8 protein-coding genes and 1 pseudogene are annotated in these 12146 nt (G+C 38.0%); 7 read left to right on the top strand and 2 right to left on the bottom strand.

Going from position 1 to position 12146, the window contains the following annotated elements; all coding sequences use genetic code 11:
- Positions 1-66: 66 nt before the first annotated feature.
- Positions 67-882 (bottom strand): prolipoprotein diacylglyceryl transferase, encoded by an 816-nt coding sequence (gene lgt, locus F3H00_RS04500; protein ID WP_103600061.1) that lies wholly within the window; start codon positions 880-882, stop codon positions 67-69.
- A 40-nt stretch (positions 883-922) separates the two neighbouring features.
- Positions 923-1564 carry an IMPACT family protein gene (locus F3H00_RS04495; RefSeq protein ID WP_148798848.1) on the bottom strand — a complete coding sequence of 214 codons (642 nt, stop codon included), beginning with the start codon at positions 1562-1564 and terminating at the stop codon, positions 923-925.
- Between the two features lie 126 nt (positions 1565-1690).
- Between F3H00_RS04495 and galU the strand changes: the two genes are divergently transcribed.
- The 7 genes and pseudogenes from galU (at position 1691) to phsA (ending at position 12139) form a co-directional block, all read left to right on the top strand.
- Positions 1691-2512, top strand: a complete 822-nt coding sequence (gene galU / locus F3H00_RS04490) for a UTP--glucose-1-phosphate uridylyltransferase GalU (protein ID WP_009294249.1) — start codon at positions 1691-1693, stop codon at positions 2510-2512.
- Positions 2509-3729 (top strand): glucose-6-phosphate isomerase, encoded by a 1221-nt coding sequence (locus F3H00_RS04485; protein ID WP_148798850.1) that lies wholly within the window; start codon positions 2509-2511, stop codon positions 3727-3729. Before galU ends, F3H00_RS04485 begins: the two co-directional genes overlap by 4 nt.
- Positions 3730-3732: 3 nt before the next feature.
- On the top strand, positions 3733-4278 hold the full coding sequence (locus F3H00_RS04480) for a DUF1287 domain-containing protein (RefSeq protein WP_148798852.1): 546 nt from the start codon (positions 3733-3735) through the stop codon (positions 4276-4278).
- Positions 4279-4340: 62 nt separating this feature from the next.
- The gene (locus F3H00_RS04475; RefSeq protein WP_148798854.1) at positions 4341-5930 is read left to right on the top strand and encodes an ABC-F family ATP-binding cassette domain-containing protein; all 1590 of its coding nucleotides are present in this window, start codon (positions 4341-4343) and stop codon (positions 5928-5930) included.
- A gap of 662 nt (positions 5931-6592) precedes the next feature.
- Entirely contained in the window at positions 6593-7993 is a 1401-nt protein-coding gene (locus F3H00_RS04470) for an aspartate ammonia-lyase (RefSeq protein ID WP_148800165.1), read from the top strand.
- Positions 7994-8084: 91 nt separating this feature from the next.
- Positions 8085-9572, top strand: a complete 1488-nt coding sequence (locus F3H00_RS04465; RefSeq protein WP_054196953.1) for an anaerobic C4-dicarboxylate transporter — start codon at positions 8085-8087, stop codon at positions 9570-9572.
- A 292-nt stretch (positions 9573-9864) separates the two neighbouring features.
- Positions 9865-12139 (top strand): annotated as a pseudogene (gene phsA / locus F3H00_RS04460) (thiosulfate reductase PhsA).
- Positions 12140-12146 lie beyond the last annotated feature (7 nt).

The raw sequence follows: 12146 nt of genomic DNA, 5'->3' as shown, positions 1-12146 counted from the left end.
TATTAGTATTAATTGATAAAGCTAATCCTATCAGATTTTTACTTTAATATTTTTTAAACACTTATATTAGAGCTTTGAAAATTTTTTATAAAGCATGGCATAAATAAAAATTCCAAAACCACACATGATAAGTGATAATATTTGACCCATTGAAAGATTAAAAATAATAAATCCAAGCCCTGAATCAGGCTCTCTAAAAAATTCACAAATAAATCTTGCAAAAGTGTATAAAATAGCATAAAGCGCGATCAGCTCGCCATTAAATTTCTTAAATTTCCTATATAAAAATAAAATAATAAAAATAACTAAACCTTCTAAGAATGCCTCATAAAGTTGGCTAGGATGTCTTGGTTGGCCAAAAACATTTATCGCCCAAGGCACATCTGTAACTCGTCCAAAAAGCTCTTGATTTAAGAAATTTCCGATCCTGCCAAATGTATAGCCAAAAGGTATGCAAACCGCACAAAGATCAAGTAGCTGCCATAAATTTTGTTTATACCTTTTGCAAAATAGATATGTCGCAAGCAAAAAGCCAACTACAGCTCCGTGATAACTCATACCACGAATTCCTATAAATTCGCCGTTATGAAATGGATTAAAAATTTGCCAAGGCTGCGTCAAGTAGTAGCTTACTTCGCCTGAATATACTAAAACCCAGCCAAGCCTAGCGCCTAAAATGACACCTATCTCTACCCAAAAAAAGTAGTTATCCAAAAGCTGATTTGAGATTGGGATTTTATCTTTTTTAACGAGATATTTTGCCATGGCAAGTGCTAAAACAAGGGCTAAAATATACATAAGCCCGTACCAGTGCACACTAAAGCCAAAGATACTAAAGGCGACTGGGTTAAAGTGGTTATAAATGTCGTTCCAAATTTCCATTTTTACTTTCTTTTTAAATTTTTTGCAATTTTACAATGATTTAGCTTTGATGAGCGAATAAGCTCTTGCCACTAAGCGCAAGGGCTAAAAAATTAAACTCAGTTGCTTCAAATTCTTTGCAAAATTTAAATAGCTCAGCAAACTCCGCCTCATTTAAATTTACGCTCCAGATCGCTCCAGTGTCATTAAATTCTCTTTCAAACTCGCTTAAATTTTTAGTGGCAAAATAGTGCTCAAAGCGGCTCATTAATGAAAATGGCGTAAAAAATTTAACCTCATCTTTTATCTCAAATTTCATCACGCCACCATCTTTTATCGCTTCATTTATCGCTTCATTTACAGCCCCAGAGTAGGCTCTTACCAGCCCTCCAGTGCCAAGCTTGATCCCGCCAAAATACCTGACTATCAAGACACCAACATTTATGAGCCCCGCCCCCCTTAGCGCGTTTAGGCTTGGCTGACCGCTAGTGCCCTTTGGCTCGCCATCATCGCTTTGATTTTCAACGATTTGTCCGTATTTGTTTAATTCCCTTGTCGCCCAAACTATGTGAACAGCCTTAAAATGCTCCTCTTTTAGGCTCTCATGCAAGCTTTTAAACGAGCTAATCGGGCACAAAAATGCTAAAAAATTTGACTTTTTTATATCAAGCTGGGCTTTAAAAATCCTATCAATCGTCTGCAAATTTGCTCTTTTTTAAAAATTTTAAAAATCTTATCAATTTGCTAATTAAAGCCTTGTAAATTCAGACAAATTTATATTATTAAGGAAAAGATAGTAGAATTTTGCAATTTTTCATGAAGGACTAAAATGATACAAACTTGCCTATTTCCAGCGGCTGGATACGGAACGAGGTTTTTGCCAGCTACAAAATCGCTCCCAAAAGAGATGTTGCCGATCCTTACAAAACCGCTCATTCACTACGGCGTTGATGAGGCACTTGAGGCTGGCATGGATAATATGGCATTTGTCACAGGGCGCGGAAAAAGAGCGCTTGAGGACTATTTTGACATCAGCTACGAGCTAGAAAAAGAGATCGCTGGCAGCTCAAAAGAGTCGCTGCTTAGCGAAGTTAGAAATTTAATGAGCTCATGCACATTTTCATTTACTAGGCAAAATGCCATGAAAGGGCTTGGACATGCTATTTATACAGGTAAAACGCTAGTTCGAGATGAAGCATTTGGAGTCATTTTGGCAGATGATCTATGCATAAATGAAAATGGTGAGGGCGTGCTTTCACAGATGGTTAAAATTTATGAAAAGTATCGCTGCAGTGTCGTTGCTGTGATGGAAGTGCCAAAAGAGCAGACCAAGTCTTACGGCGTTGTAAGCGGCAGGTTTATAGAAGATGATCTTATAATGGTTGATGATATGGTTGAAAAGCCTGATCCAGCCGAGGCTCCGACAAATTTAGCTATCATTGGTCGCTACATCCTAACGCCAGATATTTTTAACATCTTAGAGCGAACAAAGCCAGGTAAAAACGGCGAAATTCAGATCACTGACGCGCTAAAAACGCAGGCAAAAGATGGTATGGTGCTAGCTTATAAATTTAAGGGCAAGAGGTTTGACTGTGGTAGTATAGATGGCTTTGTCGAAGCTACAAATTTCTTTTACGAGCGAAGTAAATGATAGAAACTTCATTTAAATTTAACTTCGCAAGTAGCGACGTCATCGACTCTTATGCCAAACGCATAAACGACGAGTACGAAAGCGGTGAGATAGGCTACTACCACTTGCCAGTGCTTGGGCAAAATTTACTTGGCGAGATCGAGGAGTATGAAAAGGGGCTAGCTCATATCAAAAATGTCGTGCTAGTTGGCATTGGCGGCAGCAGTCTTGGCGTAAAGGCGCTAAAATCAATGCTTGATGGCACAAAGGGGATAAAAAGAGAGCTTTTGTTTTTAGATAACGTCGATCCTTGCAGCTACAAAAGCACGCTTGATGGGGTAAATTTTGATGAGACGCTTTTTGTAATAAGCTCAAAATCAGGCAACACAATCGAGACGATCACTATTTTTAAGTGCTTGCTTGATGACTTTAAACCTCAAAATTTAGGCAAAAATTTCCTAATCATAACTGATCCTGGGACAAATTTAGAAAATTTTGCCAAAGAAAATGGGATTAAATTTTTTAATATTCCAAAAAATGTTGGCGGTAGATTTAGCGTGCTAAGTGCGATCGGCCTTGTGCCTCTTGGTATCTGTGGCTACGATATAAAGGCGCTTTTAGATGGTGCACTTGCTTGTAAGAAGCAATACATCGAGCAAAAAGATAACTCTATCGTCGCAAAAGCCTACCACTACGCCACTAATAGAAACGCTAGCATAAATGTCATATTTAGCTACTGCGATAGATTTTTTGAATTTAACGACTGGTATGTGCAGCTTTGGGCTGAGAGCCTTGGTAAAAAAAGAGGTTATAAAAGAGTTGGTCTTACGCCAGTTGGACTTGTCGGTAGCCGTGATCAGCACAGCTTTTTGCAGCTTATCATGGACGGTGTAAAAGATAAGAGCGTGACATTTATAAAGATAAAAGATCACGCAAGCGACAAGACTATCCCAAATTTGAGCCTAAAAGGGCTTGAAGAGTGCGATTTTGTGGCGGGTCTAAGCCTAAATGAGCTTATAAATTTGCAGTGCGACGCGACTGCTATGGCGCTGGTGCAAGAGGGCATAAGTGTTGATACGATCACGCTTGAGAGGCTTGATGAGTTTCATGCTGGCTGGCTCATTTTCTACTACGAGTTGCTCACCTCGGCCACTGGCATCATGCTAGGCATCAACACCTATGATCAGCCAGGCGTTGAGATAGGAAAACGTATCCTAAAAACCATGCTTTTAAAGTAAGAAATGAAGAAATTTCTGCTTTTGGTTCTTTTTGCCACACAAATTTTTGCCTTTTCGGCGAGCAAATTTGTAAATGATGCTAGGTTGCAGATCGGCGTGACGCTAAGTTACGATCCAAGCTACGAAGGGCTCGCCTATCCAATGGGCGACGTGGATATCAAAAAGGGCGTTTGTACCGATGTTGTGATAAGGGCGCTACGTCATCAAGAGATGGATCTGCAAAGACTCATTTTTGAAGATATAAGTAGAAATTTCGCAAGCTATCCTAAAAAATGGGGACTTAAAAAGGCTGATAAAAACATCGATCACAGGCGTGTTTTAAACATCGCTACCTATCTAAAAAGGAAAGGTTTTGAGGTGAGCGATGATAAATTTCTGCCAGGGGATATCGTCACATGGATGCTACCAAGAAATTTACCTCACATTGGCGTGATCTCAGATAAATTTGAAGGCCAAACACCGCTTGTCATCCACAATATCGGCTCTGGCGTACAAGAAGAAAATATACTTTATAACTACAAGATCACAGGTCATTTTAGGCTAAAGTAGCAAAAATGGCTTTTTAATCAATTTTTAGGCAAAATCGCAAAAAATAAATTCAAGGAAAAATAATGTTAGAAGTTAGGGGACTTACTCAAAGATTTGCAAGCAGTTTGCTATTTGAAGATGTAAATTTAAAGCTAAATCGCCACAATAGATATGGACTAATTGGTGCAAATGGCGCTGGTAAATCGACATTTTTAAAAATTTTAAGCGGAGCTATCGAGCCGACTAGCGGCGAGATCGTCATAGAAAATGGACTAAAGGTTGGCGTGCTTGGGCAAGATCAGTTTGCATTTGAAAATTTCACACTAAAAGACGCGGTACTTTATGGCAACAAACGCCTATATGACGCTGTAAAAGAGAAAGAAAAGCTCTATATGAGCGAGGAATTTACAGATGAGATAAATGAGCGCTTAAGCGAGCTTGAGATGATAAGTGCTGAAGAAGACCCAAGCTACGAGTACGAGACTAGGATAGAAAAAATTTTAAGCTCGCTTGGGTTAAATGAATTTGATAAGCTCATGAGCGAGGTCGAAAACTCAGATAAAGTTAAAGTTTTGCTAGCTCAAGTGCTATTTCCAAAGCCAGACATCTTGTTTTTAGACGAGCCGACAAACAACCTTGATATAGACGCGATCGCATGGCTAGAAAACGAGCTAAACCGCCACGAGGGCACACTTGTGGTTATCAGCCACGATAGGCACTTTTTAAATAGAGTTTGCACAAACATTTTGGATGTGGATTTTAAGAAAATTCGCGAGTTTTCAGGCAACTACGACAACTGGTATATGGCTGCAAATTTGATCGCAAAGCAGCATGAGATGGAGCGTGACAAGAAGCTAAAAGAGAAAGAGGAGCTGGAGAAATTTATCGCGAGATTTTCAGCAAATGCGAGTAAGGCAAAGCAGGCGACCTCTCGTGCAAAGCAGCTTGAAAAGCTCGATATCGCAGAAATCGCAGTATCAAGCAGACGTGATCCTAGTATTCTATTTCGTGCAAACCGCGAGATAGGAAATGAGCTAATAGAGCTAAAGAACATTAGTAAGAAATTTGACAATAAAGTGATATTTGAAAACTTTAACTTTAAGCTTGAAAAGGGCGATAAACTAGCTATTATCGGTCATAATGGCGTTGGTAAAAGTACGCTTTGCAAGATCATAATGGGCGAGCTAAAGCCTGATGCGGGCGAAGTGCATATAGGCGCGACCATCGAGCTAGGATATTTTGCACAAGATACGGTAAATAAGATAGATGGCGAGCTAAAGCTTTATGAGTACTTGCAAGATGCCAAAAACAAGGACATCGATGAGATTAGAAAGTGCCTTGGCAGGATGCTCTTTAGCGGTGCTGAGCAAGAAAAGGCAGTAGGCGCGCTAAGCGGTGGCGAAAAACACCGCGTGAGACTAGCTCAGCTTATGCTTCACAGACCAAATTTACTTGTCATGGATGAGCCAAACAACCACCTCGATCTTGAGGCTATCATCGCGCTTGGCGAGGCATTTTATAACTTTAACGGCTCAGTTATCTGCGTGAGCCACGACAGGGAGCTAATAGACGCCTTTGCAAATAGAATTTTACACCTAAAAGGCAATGGCGAAGTGGTTAATTTTAAAGGCACATATGAAGAATACAGAGCAAATTTGGGATTTGAGAGCTAAAATCTGTTATTTCTTGCTCCTGATTATAGGAGCAAGATTAAAATTTTTATATTTACTATAAATTCTTGCAAGTATTAATCTAACCATATAAATTAAAAATAGCTTATAAAAATTATCAAAATCCAGTAAAAAGACTTTATAAACAAGAAAGAAAATTAATAAGAAATTTCTAAAGTATTAGTAAGATTTGTAAAATAAAATTTATTAAATAATATTTTTATAATGCTTAGTTTAAGGGCTCTACTTAAAAATTTAATAAATTTACTTTGCAATATGGCGATATTTACTTAGTTTTTACTTTCTAAAGTAATATTAGAAATAAAATTTAACTTTATTTTTTATATTTTTGGATATAAAAAGTGTGATTTAATATTTATTTTATGTTATTTTTCTATATATTTACCTTTTAAGCTTAAAAATTTAAATAAATTTGAGCTAATTACGAGCTTTTTATATAATAAAAAAGTGATATTATTATTTAAATAACAATTTATCTAAGCTATATTATTAAATATAGCTTAAAAGCTACTATAAATTTTTCTCCAAAAGTCGTTTTATCTAGGTTAAAAGTCAAAGCTTAAAAAAATAAAGTAGTAATTAATATTTAAAATATTAAATATCTATATAATTTCATTAATACATTTTTTATAAGGAGAATGGTTATGGCAACCAGAAAAGAACACGATTTTATAGGTGAGTTGGAAATCTCTGACGATTTTTATTATGGTATCCAAACATTTAGAGCTACCGAAAATTTTCACATGAGCGGTAGAACTTTAAAAGAGTATCCATACTTTGTAAAAGCATTTGCACAAATTAAAAAAGCAGCTGCACTTGCAAATAAAGAGGTTGGCGTTTTAGACCCTAAGATCGCTGATACGCTAGCAAAAGCCGCTGATAGAGTAATAGCTGGTGAGTTTTTAGATCAATTTGTGGTTGATATGGTCCAAGGTGGTGCTGGAACAAGTACAAATATGAATGCAAACGAAGTTATTACAAATATCGCACTTGAGAGCATGGGTCATAAAAAAGGTGAGTATCAATACATCCATCCAAACGATCATACAAACCTTGGACAAAGCACAAACGACACTTACCCAAGCTCAATAAAAGTAGCAACTTACGCAAAACTTACTGATTTGCTTGCTGCGATGAATCTACTAAAAGACGAACTTGAAAAAAAAGCAAAAGATTTTAAAGATATCATTAAAATGGGTAGAACTGAGCTTGAGGACGCAGTTCCTACAACACTTGGAAATACATTTAACGCATTTGCAAGCTATATTAAGAGCGATATAGAAAAGATCACAGCTGCACGCGAATCAATGACATATCTAAATATGGGTGCAACTGCGATTGGTACAGGTATCAACTGCCATCCTGATTATAAAAATGTGGTTGTTAAAAAGTTAAAAGATATCACTGGTGTTGATTTCAAAAAAGCTGATGATTTCATAGCAGCTACACAAGATACAGCAGACTTCGTTCACGTAAGTGGTGCGTTAAAAACTGCAGCTGTTAGACTTTCAAAAATCGCAAATGACCTTCGTTTGATGAATTCAGGCCCAAGATGCGGTCTTGGCGAGATAAATTTACCGCAAATGCAACCAGGCAGCTCAATCATGCCAGGCAAAGTAAACCCAGTTATTGCTGAGGTCGTAGGCGAAGCGTGCTATGAAGTAATCGGCAACGACGTAACTATCATGCTTTGCTCAGAAAGAGGCGAATTTGAGCTAAATGCATTTGAGCCAGGCATCGCTTATGCATTATTTAACTCTATATTTATCCTTGAAAACGCGATGAAAACACTAGCTGAAAAAGCTGTAAGAAAACTAACAGCAAATCCAGACGCTTGCTTAAAATTAGTTCTAGGCTCAGTTGGTATCGTAACTGCGTTTAACCCATACATTGGTTACGAAAAATCTGCAAGCATCGCTAAAGAAGCTTTGCAAACAGGTAAAGCAGTTGGCGATATCTGCCTAGAGAGAGGCTATCTAAGCAAAGAAGAGATCGATAAAATTTTAGAGCCAAAAAATATGCTAAATCCAAGCATGGTTAGGTAAAAATTTAAGCAAAGTATTATTAAAAGCGTGTCAAAATTCTGACACGCTTAAGTAAAAATTTTAGTTATAAAATTTAATAGAGGAGTTTTCAATGGATATTTCATTGATATTACAGTTGATCGTACTCTTTGGTGCGATATTCTTGGGTGTTAGACTAGGCGGTATGGCCATTGGTTATGCTGGTGGCATTGGCGTCGTAGTTTTAACTTTAGGACTTGGATTAAAAGCAGGTAGTATACCTTGGGATGTTATTTTAATCATCATGTCCGTTATAGCTGCTATTACAGCGATGCAAGTAGCTGGTGGTCTTGATTATTTAGTGCAAATAGCCGAAGGGATACTAAGAAAACATCCAAAATACATAAATTTCTTAGCCCCAGTTGTCACTTACTTGCTAACTGTATTTGCTGGTACTGGACACACAGCATTTTCTATGATTCCAGTTATTACTGAAGTTGCAAAGACGCAAAATATTAAGCCTAGCGCGCCTCTTAGTATAGCTGTTGTTGCTAGTCAGATAGCCATTACTGCAAGCCCAGTTTCAGCAGCGGTTGTATTTATGGCTGGTGAGCATGCTTTGGGTGGACTTGGCATCAGCTATCCATTACTATTAGCTATCTGGATACCTACAACTTTTATTGGTTGTATGCTAACAGCTCTTGTTATAAATATATTTTATAACCTTGATCTAAGTAGCGATAAAGAGTATCAAAGAAGACTTAAAGAAGGGCTAATCAAAGATGTTAAAATCGAAGAGAAAAAAGAGCTTCCAAAAGGAGCTAAACTATCTGTTTTAATATTCCTAGTTGGTGTTATCTCTGTCGTTTTATATGCTACTGCTATTAGTAAAAACGTAGGCTGGATAAAACCAAGCTATGTAACAGGCTATGAAAAAATTTATGAGACCAAAAGTCCAGATAAATTTAATGAACTTGTCGCAAAAGATATAAAAGTCAAAACTGACTCAACTACTAATGTAAAATATGTAGAAGATCCAGATAAGCCTACAAAGGTGTTGGTATTAACTAGAGATAACGCTATTATGAGCTTTATGCTAGTTATCGCTACTTTAATCACACTAACTTGTGGCGTTAAAGTCGATAAGCTATTTAATACAGCTACATTTAAAAGCGGTATGACCGCGTGCGTCTGCGTGCTAGGTGTAGCGTGGCTTGGAGATACTTTTGTGGTAAATCACACCGATGCGATCAAAAATTTTGCAGGTGATTTTGTTAAAGACTATCCATTTATGCTAGCTGTTGCGCTATTTTTTGCTAGTATGCTTCTTTATTCTCAAGCTGCTACCGCAAAGGCACTTATTCCTACAGTTATAGCCGCACTTGGTTTAACTGCTGCAAATAACGGCGATGCATATATTTTGGTTGCATCATTTGCTGCAGTTTCAGCATTGTTTGTGTTGCCAACATATCCGACACTTCTTGGAGCCGTTCAAATGGATGATACTGGAACAACTAGGATAGGTAAATATATATTTAACCACTCATTTTTTATTCCAGGTGTTTTAGCTATTGCTTTTTCTGTCGCACTTGGATTTTTGATAGCTCCGATACTTTTATAAGTATTTTAAATCAAACTTAAGCCGAGATCTCTCTCGGCTTTTTAAATCCCTTTAAAATTTTTAATTTCTATTCAAAATCCTTAATCAAAATTTTATATTCAAAATTTTTATAAGATCGCGTTAAAAATTATATTAATTAAATCTATCATTTTTAGAATTTTATTCATTTTGATATTAGAATGCTCATTTTTTAAAACTAAAAATCTAAATATAAATATTAAGTAAAATTTAATTTTATTTTCAACTTTAAATACTAGAATAACTAAAGGCAAATATCTTTAAAGGGAGAAAGATGAGCTTAAATAGACGAGAATTTTTAAAATTCAGTGCAGGAGTTAGCGCAGCTGCATCATCTCTATCAGGTGGTGTTTTGCAAGGTGCTACAAATGGAGGTGAAAAGCACGTTCATAGCTTTTGTGAGATGTGCTCTTCAAGGTGTCCTATCGAAGCAAAAGTCGTTGATGGCAAAGTTCGCTTCTTAAGTGGCAATCCAAAAGCTGGCGGCACGGCAACCTCTCTTTGTGCAAGAGGCGGCTCAGGCCTTAGTCAGCTTTATGATGAAAATAGGATCAAAAAGCCGTTAATTAGAGCTGGTGAAAGAGGTGAGAACAAGTGGCGTGAGGTTAGCTGGGACGAGGCGCTTGACTATGTCGCTTCAAAGATGCTTGATATCAAGCAAAAGTATGGCCCTGAAAGCTTTGTATTTACCTGTAAAAGCTCGCAAACGCATAAGCTGATGGTAAATTTTGCCTCAGCTTACGGCTCGCCAAACTGCTTTTCCCACTTTTCATGCTGCCCGATCACCTACCAAATGGTCTGTGAGCAGATGTATGGCATAGCTAAACTAAAAAGGGACTTTGCAAATGCAAAATATGTTGTAAATTTTGGGGCACAACCTCTTTGAGGGTATCGTTATAGCTGATGCAAAAAAGCTTGCTAAATTTGCAGCCAGCAAAGATACAAAGTTGCTCGTGCTTGAACCAAGATTTAGCGTTGTAGCTTCAAAGGCTGATGAGTGGCTACCAGTTAAACCTGGCACCGATCTCGCTTTTGTTCTAGCACTTATCAACAGTTGGATACAAAATGGTACTTACGATAAAGAATTTATTGAGAAATTTACAACCGGCTTTGATGAGATCGTAAAGAGCGTCGAGGGCAAAACGCCTGAGTGGCAAGAGGCAATCACTGGCATAAAAGCAAGTGATGTTAGACGCATCGCTGATGAAATTTACAAAGCTGCTCCAAGAGTCATCATAGACTTTGGTCACAAGACAACTACCACAAGAGCTGAATATATGAGAACAAAAGCCATCATGGTGGCAAATGCGATGATGGGCAACTGGGAGGTCAAAGGCGGTCTTTTTGGTGGCAAAAATGCAAAAACCTTTAACAAGCTAGTTGGTGAGGATAAATTTCCAGTCCTTAAAAACCCAGATGATAAATTTAAAGTGCCAAAAGTCACTAGACTAGACTTCGCTGGCGAGGCTGGAGCGCATAAATTTGTAAGCAGAAAACACGGCGTTTTGATGGATATAGATAACGCTATCTTAAACGAGAAACCATACGCCATAAAAGGTTGGTTTAACATCCGCTTTAACCACCTCATAAACGTGGCTGAAACGATGAAGAGCATAGAAGCGATGAAGAAGCTTGATCTCATCGTAGTAAGCGATATCTATCTAAACGATATGGCGACCTTTGCCGATGTCATCTTGCCTGAGAGCAGCTACCTTGAGCGCGACGAGGGCATAGAGGATAAGTCAGGTCTAAAGCCAGCTTATATGATAAGAAATAAGGTTATTGATCCAGTTGGCGACACAAAAGATGGAGCGTTTATCTTTAGAGAGCTAGCACGCCGCATGAAGATAGATGAGCTTTACACTTGGAACGACATACGTGAGTTTAGGATGCAGCAAGCTGGTGGAGATGTAAATTTACTTGCTGCGCTGGAAAAAGATGGCTTTATTACGTGGGATGAGCCGGGAATTTTGTTTAGAGAAAAAGGCATGATTGAGAAATTTATCGCTAAATATCCAGTCGCATCTAAATTTGTAGGTGAAAATGGACTAATGGACGATATGGCTAAGCTTAAAACAAAAAGCGGCAAGATAGAGCTATTTTTGCCTGATGTCGAAGCGCAGTTTGCAGGATATGGCGCGCTAAATGATAAAGATATGGACACGTTTGATGGGCATGATCTTTGTCTAACTTGTGGCAAAACGCCTATTCATACCAATGGACATACTCAGGCGGTGCCGTCGCTTCATGATCTTATGAGTGATAGCCCTATCTGGATAAATCCAAAAACAGCTAAACGTAAAAATTTACGTGATGGCGACATGGTCGTGGTGAAAAATAAATTTGGCGAGCAAAAGGGCAAGCTTATGGTAACTGAGGGCATTAGAGAAGATACACTCTTTATCTATCACGGCTTTGGACACATCACCCCAGCTCTTAAGAGCATAGATCACGTGGGGCTTAACACAAGTGTGCTTCTTAATCCAGCTGAAGGCCCAGTGGCTGCGACTATGGTTACAAATGTTGGCGTTAGTATAAGTAAAGCGTAAGGATAGA

The sequence above is a fragment of the Campylobacter concisus genome (genome assembly GCF_902460845.1).
Classification (GTDB): domain Bacteria; phylum Campylobacterota; class Campylobacteria; order Campylobacterales; family Campylobacteraceae; genus Campylobacter_A; species Campylobacter_A concisus_X.
This window is presented reverse-complemented; position numbering and strand designations above follow the sequence as displayed.